The following is a 15,580-nucleotide window of genomic DNA, read 5'->3' as shown; positions in this document are numbered from 1 at the left end:
CCAACCTTTCTCATTTTTCGCGAACGGTAGCACATCATGAGATCGTTGCATCGTGGACACCTTGGAACTACTGGCACACCCGGTGCGGCTGCGGATCGTGCACGCGATGCGCGGCGGGCGGGCACTCACCACCGCTCAGCTGTGCGCCCGGATCCCCGACGCCTCGAAGGCCATGGTCTATCGGCACGTCGAACTGCTCGCGAACAGCGGAATCCTGGAGGTGGCCGACGAGAGGCGGGTGCGTGGCGCGGTGGAACGCCGCTACCGGCTACGCCACGACCGGGTCGTCGTCGACGCCGACGCGGTCGCGGCACAGTCACCCGATGATCACCGGCGCATATTCGCCACGTCGATGGCCGTCCTGGTCGCCGAGTTCAACGCCTACCTCGACCGCGAGAACGCCGACCCGGTGGCGGATCTCGTCGGCTACCGTCAGCACGCCGTCTGGCTCGATCACGGCGAACTGGAAGAAATGATCGGCGAGCTGCGTCGCGCGATCCTGCCCCGGCTGGCCAACCAGCCGGCACCGGACCGCGCGCAGTACCTGCTCAGCCCGATCCTCTTCCCGATCGAACAGCCATCCGCCGACCCCGGACCGGGCTCGGACGACCATGATCCACGTACGTGACAACGGGCCGTGGCGACTCCGGACGCCGCCGCCCTCCCGGAGAAAATGGACGCCGGCCTGTCGCAGGTGCCGGACGTCGTCCCCACCGACTGTGACGGTCGTGAAGTGCGGGCTGGTCTGCTCTCCGGCCTGGACGGTCAGCGACGGCATCCGCCGCTCGCCGGGACGCCGGACGCGTGGCGTCATGACGGCCCGCCGCCTCGCGCGGTGGTGCTGGTGGCCGGGCTCATGACACGTTTCTCAGTGCGCCCTCTACTCGTCGACGGGGGTCCGCCGGATGGCGCGCTCCTCGCCGGCCCGGGTGGGCGGGTTGTGGCGGCGGGTGGTCTTAGTGCCGTGGCCGGCTGTGGTTCTGTTGAATCGGCGGGCGAGGTGTTCGAAGGCGTCGGTGAGTTCGCCGGGGCCGACGACCTCGATGTCGGCGTCATAGCCGGCGAAGGCGGCGGCGAGGCTGGGCCAGGACCAGGATCCGAGGGTGAGCCGGCAGCGGTGGGGGCCGGCCTCCTCGACGAGTCCGTCGCGGGTGTAGAGGGCCACGGTGGCGGCGGGCAGGTCGAGGATCACCGTACCCTGGCAGGGCCAGTCGCCCGAGGTGTCGCCGGAGCCGCGGAACGCGCTGGTGACGAAGGCGGCGACGTCTCCTCCGGGCAGGACGCGGGGGGCGAACCGGGGCCCGTTGGGGGTGCGCGGGGTGATCCGGTCGGCGCGGAAGGTACGCCAGTCGTCGCGGCCGAGGTCCCAGGCGATGAGGTACCAGCGTCCGTCCCGGAGGATGACGTGGTGGGGTTCGACGCGGCGCGGGGGTTCGTCCGCGGCCTCGCCACCGTAGTCGAAGCGCAGGATCTCGCGGGCGTGGACGGCGGCGCTGATGGTCAGTAGCACGTCGCCGTCGACCGGGGTGGGCGGCCGGGTGACGGGTCGTCCGACGGCGGTGACGCGCAGCGCGTCGACGCGGTGCCGGAGCCGGGAGGGCATGACCTGCCGGATGGTGTTCAGTGCCCGTTCGGCGGGTTCGGCGAGGCCGTCGCCGGGGGTGGTGGCGGCGATCCGCAGGGCGACGGTGAGGGCGACGGCCTGTTCGTCGTCGAACAGCAGCGGGGGGAGTTCGGTGCCGGCGCCGAGCCGGTAGCCGCCGTCGGGGCCTTTGACGGCGGCGATGGGGTAGCCGAGCTCGCGGAGCCGGTCGACGTCGCGGCGCACGGTGCGCAGGCTGACGTCCAGGCGATCGGCCAGCACCGTGCCGGACCAGTCCCGGCGGGTCTGCAGCAGCGACAGCAGGGCCAGCAGCCGGGCGGAGGTTTTCGGCATGACCTGATTCTGCCCGCAGTAGGTGCCACATCCTGTCACCTACCCCTGCGAATCTTCGTTCCGAGCCGGTCGGCCACCCGATTCGGACGTCCGGCACCTTCCTCGCCGGTTCTCCGAAACGGACTTGATCGGGCGTACGACGCCCGGAAAATCAGCAGGGAGCCAGACAGCATGGCCATCTCCACCACCACCCACCTGAACTTCCGCGGCGACGCCCGCGCGGCGCTGGAGTTCTACCAGACCGTGTTCGGCGGCTACCTCACCACCGTCACCTACGGCGACTTCGGCATGCCGAAGGAACTGCCCGACGCCGACAAGATCGTCTTCGGTCAGGTCACGGCCGGCAACGGCTTCGGCATCATGGCCTACGACGTGCCCGGCCAGGCACCGCCCGCCGCCGCGCCCGCCGCCACCACCCGCGAGCACGGCATGACGCTGACCGGCGAGCGGTTCTTCGTGTCCGTCCGCGGCGAAACCGCCGAGGAGGTCGGCGCGCTGTGGGAAAAGCTCGCCGACGGCGCCTGCATCATCGAGAAGTACGGCCCCTCGCGGTGGGCGCCGGGCTTCGGGATGCTGACCGACCGCTTCGGCGTCACCTGGATCCTCGACGTCGCCGCCCCGTACGCCGGCTGACCAACCACCGCACCATCCGGCCCGAGACGCCCGAGACGGTCCGAGACGGCCTTCCCTGGCCGCCTCGGACCACCCGAGCCGCCTCGGCCCACACGGCCCACGCGGCCTTCCGCCTTCCGCCTTCCGAAGGAACAGATCATGCGCACCCGCCCCCTCGGCCGTACCGGCATCCAGGTCAGTCCCTACTGCCTGGGCACCATGATGTTCGGCCCGTTCGGCAACCCCGACCCCGGCGACTGCGTCGCCATCGTCCACCGGGCCCTTGAGGCCGGTATCAACTTCATCGACACCGCCGACGTCTACGGCGGTGACGGCGAGACCGAACGGATCGTGGGCAAGGCGCTGCGCGGCCGGCGCGACGACGTGGTGCTCGCCACCAAGTTCAACGGCCCCATGGGCGCCGGTCCCAACCGGCGCGGCAACTCCCGCCGCTGGATCGTCACCGCGCTCGAGAACTCGCTGCGGCGTCTCGGCGTCGACCACATCGACCTCTACCAGGTCCACCACCCCGAGCCCGGCACCGATGTCGAGGAAACCCTCGCCGCCCTGACCGACCTGATGCGGGCGGGCAAGGTACGCGCGATCGGCCACTCCAGCCTGCCGGCCGCGGAGATCGTCGAGGCCCAGTGGGTTTCCGAACGGCGCGGGCTGGCCCGCTTCCGCACCGAACAGCCGCCGTACTCGATCCTGAACCGCGGTGTCGAGCGCGACGTCCTGCCGGTCTGCGAGCGTTACGGGCTGGGCACGCTGGCCTGGAGCCCGCTGGCCTCGGGCCTGCTCACCGGCCGCTACCGCGAGGACGGCGGCGCGCAGGTATCGAGCGCCCGCATGCACTGGGTGCCGAAGCACATGACCGACAAGCGTAACCACGACGCCGTCGAAGAACTCGTCCCGATCGCCGAGCAGGCCGGTCTGTCGCTCACCCATCTGGCCCTGGCATTCGTCGTCAGCCATCCCGGGGTCACCTCGGCGATCATCGGCCCTCGCACCATGGCGCAGCTCGACGACCTGCTCGCAGGCGCCGGCACCACCCTCGACGACGACACCCTCGACCGGATCGACAAGGTGGTCGCGCCCGGGGTGAACCCGGGCACGCTCGACATCGCCTACGTGCCACCCGCACTCGCGCGAGCCGACCTGCGCCGCCGCCGCACCGGTGACCGCGCCGCCGCCTGACGTACCTGTTCACCGTGCCGCCGCCCAGGCGCCGATGACCACGACGTCACGCCGGACGCCATGATGGCGGCCGGGCCGCGATGGTCACTTCCGGCGCGATTCTCGGCATCTTTTGCATGAGCTTCGGCATAAGCCGTGGATCGCCGCGCAACGGGATCGGAGCGGCCGGGCGCCGTGTCCGGCCCCTGCGAGTCCCCGGCATCCCGCGCCATCCGCCCGAAGGCCGGGGCGCACGGATCGCGGCCGGTGAACGCGCCAGGTGGCGGGGGCGCGGCGTGGGACGAGCCGATGGCCGGCGCGGGCGGTGACAGGCTGTCAGTGGGAGGGCCACCCGAGAGGTGGCGGCAGAACGGTGACGTGTGGCCGGGTCGGTGCGTATATGGGCGGATTCACCGCGCGGATTCGTCATGCGGATTCACCGTGCGGATCGCCGGGAGGGGTGGTGACCAGGGGTTATGGGGTAGAGGGCGCGGACGTGAGGGCTGCGGGGAAGTTCGATCTTGGGGTTACCGTAACAGTCACATCCACCTTTGGCCAGATGTGAGCAGAAGTTCCGACTCTTCCAGTGATACTTCTTGACATTTCGCCGAAAATGGCGCGTACTTCTGTTCGAATGTCGATCTCACTACCCCCTGCAGCATCACCGATCACGACGCGACCGATCCAGGCCAAGATCCATGTCGCGCGAAAGCAGTGTCCCGAGCACCCGCAAGTCACCCTCCGCAAGCGTCACCGATTGGGGAACCATGACCGAGGTAGGCAGAGGCATGGCGAAAAGCCTGCTCTCCCGGCGTGCCTTCACCACGTCCGCGGCGGCTGCCGCGCTGGCGCCATTGGTCACAGCGAGTCAGACCGCGGCGTCGGCCCAGACCGGCACGACCGGCACGACCATGGGCGCGGTCCGCCGCATCACCCTGTACGCCGAGCGGCTGGAGGACGGCCGGCTGGGCTACGGCCTGGAGCCCGGCAAGGCCACGATTCCCGGGCCGCTCATCGAGATGGTCGAGGGCGACACGCTTGAGATCGAGATGGTCAACAACCTGAGCGTGACGGCGAGCCTGCACGTCCACGGGGTGGACTACGACGTGGCCAGCGACGGCACGAGACTGAACGGCAGCGTGGTCGAGCCCGGAGACCGGCGCACCTACATCTGGCGCACCCACGCGCAGGGCAGGCGCGGGGGCGGCGCCGGCATCGAGCCCGGCAGCGCGGGCTACTGGCACTACCACGACCACGTGGTGGGGACCGATCACGGCACGGGCGGCATCCGGCAGGGGCTGTACGGCCCGCTGGTGGTCCGGCGGAAGAAGGACGTCAAGCCGGACAAGACGTTCACCGTCGTCTTCAACGACATGACGATCAACAACCGCCCCGCGCACCAGGCGCCGGAGTTCGTCGCCAAGGTCGGCGAGCGGGTGGAGTGGATCGTGATCACCCACGGCGAGTTCTACCACACGTTCCACATCCACGGGCACCGCTGGGCCGACAACCGCACCGGCATGCTGGAGAGCCTTGAGGACCCGAGCCGGATCATCGACACCAAGATCACCGGGCCCGCCGAGTCGTTCGGCTTCCAGCTGATCGCGGGCGAGCGCGTCGGCCCGGGGGCGTGGATGTACCACTGCCACGTCCAGAGCCACTCCGACATGGGGATGGCCGGCGTCTTCACGGTGACGGACGCGGACGGGAACGTGCCGGGTCAACCGGGCGGCGGTCACCCAGGCGGCGGTCACGCGGGCCACTGACGGCCGCGCACGGCCGGCCCGGCCCCGGGCGCCCCCTCCCCGCCGAGACCGGATCCGGTCACCCAATGCCGTACGAGCACGGCTCCACGCGGACGTCGACACCCCGGACCGCGGCCACCCCCCCGAACTCGTCCGCGAACGGTCCCGCACCCCCCTCGATCCCAAGGAGCAATGATGGGCCGAACAGGCTATTCACCGCCCCGGCCACCCGCCTGGCGACGCGTACTGATCACGATGTCGAGTGCCGCCCTGGTGCTCGGGCTGGCGGCCCCGACCGCCGTGCCGGCCCAGGCCCAGGCCCGGCCACAGGCACAGGCCCCCGCCCCGGCCGCCAAGAAGCCCGCCGTCAACGTGCTGATCTTCAGCGGTCAGGCCGCGCAGCAGGACGACCCGGTGCGGGCGGCCGCGACGGCGATCAGGGAACTGAGCGCGAAGAACGGGTTCTCCGTCGAGGAGGCCCAGGATCCGGCGGTCTTCACCGCCGGCAACCTGGCGCGGTTCCGCGGCGTGGTGTTCCTGTCCGCCAACGGCGTGAGCCTGGACGAGGCGCAGCTCGCCGCCTTCCAGGCGTACATCAGGGGCGGCGGCGGGTTCGTCGGCATCCGCGACGCCGCCCGCGCGCAGGTCGACTCGGCCTGGTTCACCGAACTGATCGGCACCCGCCCCGTCGGCGCCCTCCCCATCGCGGAGAAGGTGACGGAGACCGCGGCGAGCGCGGAGAACCCGCCGAACGAGACCAAGGACAAGGTCTTCGACGGGGACAACGACACCAAGTGGCTGGCCCGGACGACGACCGGGTGGGTGCAGGGCAAGCTGGAGAAGCCCGTCGCGGTGGCGCACTACGCGCTGACGTCGGCCAACGACTCCGCCGGCCGGGACCCGAAGGACTGGACCCTCCAGGGCTCGCAGAACGGGACGACCTGGACGGATCTTGACAAGCGCAGCGGGGAGGTCTTCCCCCAGCGGTTCCAGAGCAAGGAATACAAGTTCGAGAACACCACGGCGTACCAGTACTACCGGCTCAACGTCACCGCGAACGGCGGCGAGCCCCTGATCCAGCTCGCCGAGCTGCGGCTGTTCGGGCCCGACTCCGCGCCTCCCCCCGTGGCGAAGGAGCAGAAGGCCGTCGTGGACATCCTCGACCGCCGGCATCCGGCGAACGAGGGACTTCCGCTCACCCTGTCGCGGACCGACAAGTGGCTGAGCTGGAACCCCAACCCGGTGGGCAAGGTCCACACGATCGCGCAGGTCGAGGAGTGGACCTACAACCCGAGCATGAACGGCAACGGCCCGTTCCATCCGGTCTCCTGGTGCCGTGACTACGACGGCGGCCGGTCCTTCTACACCGGCATGGGCGGCACCGCGGCGAGCTACACCGGCGACAAGCAGTTCCGTACGCACCTCGCCGGCGCCATCCGGTGGGCGACCGGCATCGTCCGGGGCGACTGCCAGGCGACCATCGCGGCCAACTACACCGTGGAACGGCTGACCGCGCCGAACACGCAGGGCCAGCTCGACCAGATCGGCGAGCCGCACGGCCTGACCGTCGCGCCGAACGGCAAGGTGTTCTACATCGGCAAGGCGGCGTGCGCCACCGGCCCGGTCCCCGCCTGGACCGACCCGAAGGTGGGCCTCGGCTGCGGCACCGTCCACCAGTGGGACCCCAGGACCAAGCAGGTCAAGCTGCTGACCACGCTGCCCGTCATGGGCAACCGCGGCAGCGGCGACGAGCTGGTCAAGAACGAGGAGGGCCTGGTCGGCATCACCCTCGACCCGGACTTCGCGGAGAACGGCTGGATCTACGCGTACTGGATGCCGCACGCGTCGATCGACCGGGACAGGCGCATCGGCAAGCGGACGGTCTCCCGGTTCGACTACGACTCGCGGACCCAGACGATCGACCAGAGCAGCCGCAAGGACCTCCTGCAGTGGGACACCCAGATCCACAGCTGCTGCCACGCGGGCGGAGGCATGACCTTCGACGAGGACGGCAACCTCTACATCGGCACCGGTGACAGCAACTCCTCCGGCGGATCCAGCGGGTACTCCGGGAACAACTGGACCCAGGACTACAAGGGCACCTCGTTCCAGGACGCCCGCCGTACCTCCGGCAACACCAACGACCTCAACGGCAAGATCCTCCGCATCCACCCGGAGCCCGACGGCACCTACACGGTCCCCGAGGGCAACCTGTTCACCGGCGAGGAGGAGGGCGGCGGCAAGACCCGCGCGGAGATCTGGGTGATGGGCGTCCGCAACATCGCGCGGCTGCAGTGGGACAAGAAGAACGACTGGATCACGGCCGGCTGGGTCGGCCCGGACGCCGGCGGCCCGAGCGAGACATGGGGACCGGCGAAGTACGAGACCGTGACGGTCCTCACCTCCGCCGGCAACCAGGGCTGGCCGTACTGCATGGGAGACAAGCAGCCCTACCGCGACCGCAGCAACGGCAACGCCACCCAGCCCGCCGAGTGGTACGACTGCGACAACCTGAAGAACACCTCGCCGCGCAACACCGGCCTCGTCGACATCCCGCCGGCGCGCGACAACATGATCTGGTACTCGCCGCAGGGCGGCGGCCCGGTCTACCCCAAGCGGCAGGACGGCAGCGGTCTCCCGACGTACAAGCAGGGCGAGGAGACCCTCACCATGCCCTACCTCAAGGGCGGCGGCCAGGCGGTCATGTCGGGCCCGACCTACCACCGCTCCCAGACCGACACCGGCAGCGGGGTCGCGTGGCCGGAGTACTGGGACGGCAAGTGGTTCATCGGTGACCAGTCCAACGGCAACAACCGCGTCGCCGTGACCGTGAACCCGGAGACCGCCCGGGCCGCGGGCCGGCCGGCGTTCGCCGAGGACCTGCGGAACATCATCCCGGGCGGCGGCGGCGCCGGCCAGCTCCAGTCGTGGATGGACGCGAAGTTCGGTCCCGACGGCGCGCTCTACATGCTCGACTACGGCAGCGGCTTCTTCAGCCTGCACGCGAACCAGAAGCTGGTCCGCGTCACCTACAAGGGCGGCCCGGCGACGCCGGACCCGGCCGCCGCCGTGGCGCGTCCCGCCCGGCAGAACGCCGATCCCAGGACGATGACGTTCTCCAGCGCCAAAGCCGGAGGCATCGCATGGGAGTGGGACTTCGGCGACGGCGACGCGCCGTCGAAGGAGGCCGCCCCGACGCACACCTACGCAGGCTTCGGCACCTTCGAGGTGACGCTGAAGGTCACCTACGCCGACGGCGAGCAGGCCACCGGGAAGATCGCCGTCACGGTCGGCTGCGCCGCGCCCGACGCCCGGCCGACGGTGCAGCTGCTCGACGCCCTCACCGGCGTGCGCAACAAGGTGGCCGGCGGCGGCTGCACGATCAACGACCTGATCGACGACGAGGGCGCCTGGAAGAACCGCAACCAGTTCGTCCAGCACCTCGACACCGTCGTGAAGCAGCTCCTCAAGGACGGCGTCGTCACCGCCCAGGAGGCGGAGGCGCTGCGCACCGCCGGCGCCAGGTCGGAGGTCGGGAGGGTGAGCGGGTACCAGCCCATCTTCGACGGCACGGCGTCGTCGCTGCTGGGCTGGAGCCAGGCCCCGTCCGGGCGGTTCGCCCTCCAGCCGGACGGCACGATCCGCAGCTCCGGCGGCCTGGGCATGCTGTGGTACTCCGACAAGGCGTACGCGGACTTCTCGGTCCGGCTGCAGTTCCGTGACAGCTCGCCCGACCCGCACCGTGCCAACAGCGGCGTCTTTATCCGGTTCCCGGACCCGAGGACCCCGCTGGAGCAGCGTCCCGCCGGAAGCTGCGGCACGGTCGGCGCGGCGCGCACGTCACCCGCGTGGGTCGCGATCTTCTGTGGCCACGAGATCCAGATCTACGACGGCGACACGGGCGAGCCGCAGAAGACGGGCTCCGTCTACAACTTCTCGCCCAACGCCCTGAACCGGGCCGGGGCGACCCCGAAGGGCCGGTGGAACGACTACGAGGTCCGGGCGGTCGGCCAGCACTACACGATCATCCGCAACGGCACGGTGATCAGCGAGTTCGACAACACGCCGGGCAAGGCGTCGTCGCGCGCCGGTGACCCGCCCACGGACCTGCGCCAGTTCATCAGCGGGTTCGTCGGGCTGCAGAACCACGGCACCAACGACGTGATCGACTTCCGCAACATCCGCGTGCGCGAACTCTAGGACGGTACACCGGCCGGGTGCCGGGCCGGGGAGCGTTCCCCGTGCCCGGCACTCCCCCCCCAGCTCGGAAAGGTGCGTCGACACATGCATGTCGGATCTCTCCCCTCCCTCGTGATCAGGGCCTTACGGCGGGCGTCCGGAGCGGTGACGGCGCCGCGCCTCGCCGTGGTGCTGCTCGCCGTGGCGCTTCCCGCGCTCCTCCTGTCGTCGGTCCAGGCCGCCGCGCAGCCCCGTACGCAGCTCACCGCCGCACAGGCGGCGGACCAGGTGCTCACCTGGACCGCCGACAACAGCATGACCGCGTACAAGTCGACGCCGGAATCGGCGACGGCGGGTCCCGCCACCATCGTCTTCGAGAACAGCGCGGCCACCGGCAACACCACCGGCATGACGCACACGCTGACGTTCGACACCTCCACCCCCGGCTACAACCACGACGTCAGCCTCAACATCATCGCCAGCCCCTTCGACGCCGACGGCGGCCGGCACACCGCCCAGGTGAACCTCACCCCCGGCAAGTACCGCTACTACTGCGTGATCCCCGGTCACGGCCAGATGACCGGCGAACTCGTCGTCACCGAAGGCGGAGGCGAGGACACGACCGCGCCGCAGGTCTCCGCGCAGGTGGCGGGCGACCGGGACGCGGACGGCGATTACATTGGCGCGGCGACGGTCACGGTCTCGGCGAGCGACACCGAGTCCGGGGTCGACACCGTGGAGTACGCGCTCGACGGCGGGGCGTTCGCGGCCTACGCGGCCCCGGTGTCGGTCAACCAGGTGGGGGCGCACACGGTGACCTTCCGGGCCACCGACAAGGCGGGCAACACCTCGCCCGTGGGCTCGGTGGCGTTCACGGTGGTGGCTCCGCAGGAGGAGGACACCACTCCGCCCCAGGTCACCGGGGTGGTGACCGGTGAGCAGGACGCGGACGGCGACTACGTGGGCGCGGCGACGGTGACCGTTACGGCGAGCGACACCGGCTCCGGGGTCGACACCGTGGAGTACTCGCTCGACGGCCAGCCGTTCGCGGCGTACACACAGCCGCTGTCGGTCGACCAGCCCGGCGCGCACACGGTGACCTTCCGGGCCACCGACAAGGCGGGCAACACCTCAGCGGTGGGCTCGGTGGAGTTCACGGTGGCGACCTCGCAGGAGGAGGACACCACTCCCCCGCAGGTCTCGGCGCAGCTGTCGGGCGATCAGGACTCGGCGGGCAACTACGTCGGCTCGGCGACCGTGATGATCTCGGTGAGCGACACCGAGTCGGGGGTCGCCACGGTGGAGTACTCGCTCGACGGCGGGGCCTACACCGAGTACCCGTCCCCCGTGTCGGTCAACAAGGCGGGCGCGCACACCCTGGCGTACCGGGCCACCGACAAGGCCGGGAACACCTCTCCGGTGGTGACGCTGAGGTTCACCGTGGTGGCTCCGGAGGACGACACCACGCTGCCGCAGGTGTCGGCCGCGATCACCGGCACCCAGGACTGGGCCTGGAACTACGTCGGCTCGGCGACGGTGAAGCTGACGGCGAGCGACGTCGGCTCCGGGCTGGACACCGTGGAGTACTCGCTCGACGGCCAGCCGTTCGCGGCGTACACACAGCCGCTGTCGGTCAACCAGCCCGGCGCGCACACCCTGTCGTACCGGGCCAAGGACAAGGCCGGGAACATGTCGGTGGGCACGGCCAAGTTCATGATCGTGGAAGCCGGCGGCGAGTAGCGCCCGCCGCCGGGCAGGTGTGACGGCCGCCCCGGGAGGCGACCTCGTCAGCCGGTGAGCGGCCCCCGTCCAAGGACGGGGGCCGCTCACGCGTCAGGCCGCCGATCGTCACGGGCGGCCTCACCCCGGTCGGCTTCAACACGGCCCGAGGAGTCGGGGCAGGTTGCCGGCCGGGGGGATCTTCGGATCACACCCTCCGAAGATTCTGACTCTCATCCGATGGATCCACGCGAGAGTCGTGGACCCCGTGTCCACTTCGCCATGAGAGCGGCGCGAAGATCCCGATCGAAGCCCGAAATCCCCAACTAGACTTTCTCCATGACCGCGGTCGAGGGACCCCTCGCCGCCGGCTCGACGCCGTCAGGGGCGCTGACCCGGGCAGAGCTGGCGGAACTCGCCGGGGTGTCGACGGCGACCGTGTCCAAGGTGGTCAACGGACACGCCAAGGTCGGCTCGGAAACCCGTGCCCTGGTCGAAAGGCTCATCCGCGAGCGCGGCTACCGCAGTCGGCGGCAGCGCCTCAAGTCGACGGGATTGATCGAGGTGGTCTTCCGGGCGCTTGCGGGCGACTCCCGATAGAGGTGATCAAGGGTGTTCAGCAGGTGGTCCGCCCCCACAATCTGGCCATGGTGCTCTCGGAACCGGGCGGTCGCCACACCCCGAACGACGGCTGGGTCGAGAACCGAAGCAAATCCGAGATGGACGCACCCGGTCAAGAGGCGACTTATCGCCCGATCACATGACTCGGCAAACGCGTGCCGTACGCTGTGGCGGCGGTCCCGGGACGTTCGCCCTGGAGGCCCGAAGTCATGAAACTTTCAGCCGCAAGAGATGGAGATTCCGCTTCGAAATCTTTCTGGAGAAAACGACGCCGGGTTTCCGCTGGAAGACATCGAGAGGTGAAAATCGAAGATTTTCGTTACATGAATGATATACGTGCAGGTGAAATCGACGCCGCGAATCTTGGGCGAAGTGAGCATTCCCCGCGATTCTTGACATGTTTCGGCTCGCGAGCATGCCTCAGGCCCAGGACGGGCCCCTCGAACACCCACCCTGCTTGACTTTTCGGCTTCGCTACCGGGCTTCTCCGACGGTAAATCTCCGCCGTACTTCGGCGATCAGGGAGCGGCTGGCCTTCTCGGTGGCCCCATCGACAACGCGATTCTTGACGGGCTCAGCATGTTCCCCCCCACAGCCCCGGTTGGTCGCGGAGCTCGGACGGTTAAGGGACTAACGGATGCGATCGGTCGGCCGAAGGTCCGCACACCTATCACGTGGCTGTCGGAGACACTGACGTCCTCGTTCACAACGCTTCCCCAGACCCAGCGGTAAGCCGGTTGCCCGACCTGACGGGCATGAACCAAACCCAGGCGGACGCTGTACTATCGAGGTACGGCTTCGAGCTGCATTCGATTTCCGAAAGCGGCGCATACGCCACCTACAAGAGCCCTGACGGGCACGGGAGTAAGGTTACTGTCCGACTGGCGGATGGGCGCATAAGCCGGTCAACTGTAGTAGATAACGGGCCAAACGAAAAGAACGGCACGCGGCGCTGGGATCGAAACGGAAACAGGACTTTGTCGCATGACACCGGGGAGATTTTGAAGTGTTAGCGAGTAAGGTCGAAGCGGCTTGCAGGAAATTTCAAGAAATTTTCGCAAGTTGCGAAGGGTCTTATATTGATGCGGTTACATTCGGCGCCATCGGGGAGCGCGATTACCTCGACTTTAAACTGATCCAGACCCAAAAATGGGGAGTGGTGACCGTACTTCTCGAAGATGTTCGATACTTCAAGATCAGCAAGGGCGATGACCTGGTAAGTGTATTTGTTGATGAGGTATCGGTGTCATACTTGCCGAAGACCAATCAATCCTGGCCTGACGAGGCCGAAGGGTTGGTGACCCGATTCAGCGGGCTGCCGGAGCTTTACTGGGTGCGCGTTGCCGGACCGGCAACAATTAGTGCAGTAGCGGCGATAATGACGGTTTCAGTATCCCGAGACTCCCCGGAAAGTCATTAGTAGATCACTTTTCGCGCAGGAAAGCCGCGACCTTTGTAAGGTCGCGGCTTTCCTGCGCACCTTGCAAGGAGTACAGCGGCCAAAGCCGCGTCTCGGGTCGCCACCGAGCGCGGCCTCGCGGCGCACCATGCGCCTGTGCCTGGACCAGGCCGTGCAGCTGCTCGGCTTCGCCAACGGTGCGGTGGTGCCGTGGGGGGTGCTGCGTTTCCGGCACACCGCCCGGCTGCGCACCCTGTTCATCGAACAGAGGTATGCGAGCGCGGACCGGCAGGCGGCGGCCTGGTCGCCGAGCACGACCAACAAGCACCTCAGCGCGGTGCGCAAGGTGCTGGAGCAGGCATGGATGCTCGGCCGGACGAGCGCGGAGAACTACCACCGCGCCCGCGCGGTGAAAACGTCCCCGATCGTTGATGTCGGCCATGAGGGCGGGCCGCAGTCAGCGGTAGGCGCTGAACAGCGAGCCGATGTTCAGCGCCGGTGACGGCTCCCGGGGCAGGCGGTGCGGCTACGGGCTCTCGGCTGCGGCGCCGCCGGGCGGGGCCAGGGTGCCGAGCGGCTCGTCACCGGCACGGTCGAGACGCAGGCTGACCGCCTGCAGGGCTGCGGCCAGGGCGCGGGCCGCGGACGGGCCCTGGCGTGCGGGGTAGCCGCCGGGTAGGGCGACCATCCCCTTCTCGGCCAGGACCGCGTTCCCGTTCTCCAGCAGGATGCCCGGGGTGCCGTCCAGATCCTCCAGCGGCGGCAACGGGGCGATCAGCTGGTCGACCAGCCGATCGCCGCGCCGGGCCCGGTCGGCCAGCGCCTCGGCGCGGGCCTCGGCGATCGCGGTCGCGGCGCGAGCCTCGTCGCGCTCGCCGTGAGCGTGCCGCACAGCCTGGGCGTGGCCGGCGAGTTCAGCGCGCAGGTCGGCGAGCTGAGCGGACAGTTCGGTGCGCACCGCGTCGGTGGTGGCATGGGCTTTTTCCGCCATGGCCAGTGCCCTGTCCCGGCTGGTGTCGGCGGCCTCGGTGCGGGCGATGGCGGCGGCCAGGTCCGCGCGTAGCCGGCTGATCTCGATGCGGGCCTCCTCGGCGGCGGCCGCATGCTTCTCCTCGGCGGCGGCGAGCGCGGTGTCCCGGCCGGCCACCTCGCCCTCCAACGCATCGATCTTCTGTTTCTGCTCGTCGATCGTCCGTTGTTGCTCGGCGGCCGCGGTGGCCGTCCGCTGGCGCTCCTTCGCCGCCTCGGCGACGGCCCGCTCGGCCGCGCGCTTCGCCGCCTCGGCGGCCCGCTCGGCGTCGACGCGACCGGCCTTGTGCTCGCCGACCGCGCGCCAGGCCTCCCGCTCGGACGCTTCGGCGCGCTGTTGCGTCGCAACCGCCTCCTCCACCGCCTTCCGGCCGTCGGTGATCGCGGTCTCGGCCGTCTTCTCGGCCGCGCCGGCGCGGGTCTCGGCGGCCGCGGCCTGCTCGTCGGCCTGCTTGACGGCCTCCTCCAGGTCGGTGTTGCGCGCCAGCAGGCTTTCGCGCAGCTCGGTCACCAGCCGGAGCTGCTCGCGAAGGACCGGGGTGTGTCGCTCGTCCCACTCCAGCAGCCGGGCCAGCCGCTCGTCCACCGCGTTGTGGCCGTCGCGGAGGCGGGCGGCCTTGGCCTCGGCGGCGCAGGGCTTGCCCGGGCAGTACCTGGGAGGGCGGCCTGAGAACTGCCATAAAACTATCAGCGGTGATTTGCCGCGAGGTGTCAGTGCGCAGGTCAGAGCGTCGTCACGCAAAGGCGCTACGGACAGTTTCGTAGCTGTGGGATCCGCTGATCGCTTAGAACAAGCTCCTTCCTGCCCCGGAAGTTTCCAGTTGCCACCGCCCCCTTCCTGTCGCCTGTAGCCAACTGTCATTGGCTGTCAAAAATGCCACACGGTGACAACCGATACCTATGCCTTGAAGTGCAGTTTTGCCACAAGCTGTCAGCGAGTTGTGCCATTAAACGTCAGTGCTGGCTACCTTGCGGCGTCCGGCGCAACGTGCCCGGTTTCGCCTACACGATTTCGTTGAAGCGGATAGAGCAATGCTGATATAGCAGGAAAGTGATGAAATCTGGCGATATGTAGTAGTTCGAGCACGAAAGCCGTGATCGAAGCCAAAAGGGCGACTGTGTTGGATCGAGATGTCGGAGTCCAGCGAGGTTTTTGGAACCTCA

Annotated in this window: 11 protein-coding genes; 9 read left to right on the top strand and 2 right to left on the bottom strand. The window is 69.1% G+C overall.

Going from position 1 to position 15,580, the window contains the following annotated elements; all coding sequences use genetic code 11:
- The first annotated feature begins 52 nt into the window (after positions 1-52).
- Positions 53-628, top strand: a complete 576-nt coding sequence (locus ACSC1Q_RS35880) for a helix-turn-helix domain-containing protein (protein WP_436763173.1) — start codon at positions 53-55, stop codon at positions 626-628.
- Between the two features lie 252 nt (positions 629-880).
- Here the strand turns inward: ACSC1Q_RS35880 and ACSC1Q_RS35875 are convergent, their stop codons facing one another.
- Complete coding sequence (locus ACSC1Q_RS35875) at positions 881-1,936, bottom strand: helix-turn-helix transcriptional regulator (RefSeq protein ID WP_436763172.1); 1,056 nt, start codon at positions 1,934-1,936, stop codon at positions 881-883.
- A 171-nt stretch (positions 1,937-2,107) separates the two neighbouring features.
- Between ACSC1Q_RS35875 and ACSC1Q_RS35870 the strand changes: the two genes are divergently transcribed.
- From ACSC1Q_RS35870 to ACSC1Q_RS35835, 8 genes are all read left to right on the top strand, one after another.
- Positions 2,108-2,569: a VOC family protein gene (locus tag ACSC1Q_RS35870; protein ID WP_436763171.1), complete on the top strand. Its 462-nt coding sequence runs from the start codon at positions 2,108-2,110 to the stop codon at positions 2,567-2,569.
- A gap of 138 nt (positions 2,570-2,707) precedes the next feature.
- Positions 2,708-3,745, top strand: a complete 1,038-nt coding sequence (locus ACSC1Q_RS35865; protein ID WP_436763170.1) for an aldo/keto reductase — start codon at positions 2,708-2,710, stop codon at positions 3,743-3,745.
- A gap of 746 nt (positions 3,746-4,491) precedes the next feature.
- Positions 4,492-5,490, top strand: a complete 999-nt coding sequence (locus tag ACSC1Q_RS35860) for a multicopper oxidase domain-containing protein (RefSeq protein WP_436763169.1) — start codon at positions 4,492-4,494, stop codon at positions 5,488-5,490.
- Between the two features lie 234 nt (positions 5,491-5,724).
- A complete protein-coding gene (locus ACSC1Q_RS35855; RefSeq protein WP_436763168.1) occupies positions 5,725-9,669 on the top strand; it encodes a ThuA domain-containing protein in 3,945 nt (1,314 codons plus the stop codon).
- Positions 9,670-9,753: 84 nt separating this feature from the next.
- Entirely contained in the window at positions 9,754-11,388 is a 1,635-nt protein-coding gene (locus tag ACSC1Q_RS35850) for a cupredoxin domain-containing protein (RefSeq protein WP_436763167.1), read from the top strand.
- 318 nt (positions 11,389-11,706) lie between these two features.
- Entirely contained in the window at positions 11,707-11,967 is a 261-nt protein-coding gene (locus ACSC1Q_RS35845; protein ID WP_436763166.1) for a LacI family DNA-binding transcriptional regulator, read from the top strand.
- A 1,027-nt stretch (positions 11,968-12,994) separates the two neighbouring features.
- Positions 12,995-13,408: a hypothetical protein gene (locus ACSC1Q_RS35840; protein ID WP_436763165.1), complete on the top strand. Its 414-nt coding sequence runs from the start codon at positions 12,995-12,997 to the stop codon at positions 13,406-13,408.
- A gap of 61 nt (positions 13,409-13,469) precedes the next feature.
- Positions 13,470-13,889, top strand: coding sequence for a hypothetical protein (locus ACSC1Q_RS35835; protein ID WP_436763164.1), 420 nt, complete (start codon positions 13,470-13,472; stop codon positions 13,887-13,889).
- A 24-nt stretch (positions 13,890-13,913) separates the two neighbouring features.
- Here ACSC1Q_RS35835 and ACSC1Q_RS35830 read toward each other — a convergent pair whose 3' ends face one another.
- A complete protein-coding gene (locus tag ACSC1Q_RS35830) occupies positions 13,914-15,158 on the bottom strand; it encodes a hypothetical protein (protein ID WP_436763163.1) in 1,245 nt (414 codons plus the stop codon).
- Positions 15,159-15,580: the final 422 nt, after the last annotated feature.

This window comes from Streptosporangium heterodermiicola, from assembly GCF_051390675.1.
Classification (GTDB): Bacteria; Actinomycetota; Actinomycetes; order Streptosporangiales; family Streptosporangiaceae; genus Streptosporangium.
Note: the sequence above shows the minus strand (reverse complement) of the source record. Positions and strands in the feature narration are given on the sequence as shown.

What these genes read in the sequence shown, in the direction of transcription:
- ACSC1Q_RS35875 (WP_436763172.1), bottom strand. Translation starts at nt 1,936, where the DNA reads ATGCCGAAAACCTCCGCCCGGCTGCTGGCCCTGCTGTCGCTGCTGCAG.
- ACSC1Q_RS35870 (WP_436763171.1), top strand. Translation starts at nt 2,108, where the DNA reads ATGGCCATCTCCACCACCACCCACCTGAACTTCCGCGGCGACGCCCGC.
- ACSC1Q_RS35865 (WP_436763170.1), top strand. Translation starts at nt 2,708, where the DNA reads ATGCGCACCCGCCCCCTCGGCCGTACCGGCATCCAGGTCAGTCCCTAC.
- ACSC1Q_RS35860 (WP_436763169.1), top strand. Translation starts at nt 4,492, where the DNA reads ATGACCGAGGTAGGCAGAGGCATGGCGAAAAGCCTGCTCTCCCGGCGT.
- ACSC1Q_RS35855 (WP_436763168.1), top strand. Translation starts at nt 5,725, where the DNA reads ATGTCGAGTGCCGCCCTGGTGCTCGGGCTGGCGGCCCCGACCGCCGTG.
- ACSC1Q_RS35850 (WP_436763167.1), top strand. Translation starts at nt 9,754, where the DNA reads ATGCATGTCGGATCTCTCCCCTCCCTCGTGATCAGGGCCTTACGGCGG.
- ACSC1Q_RS35845 (WP_436763166.1), top strand. Translation starts at nt 11,707, where the DNA reads ATGACCGCGGTCGAGGGACCCCTCGCCGCCGGCTCGACGCCGTCAGGG.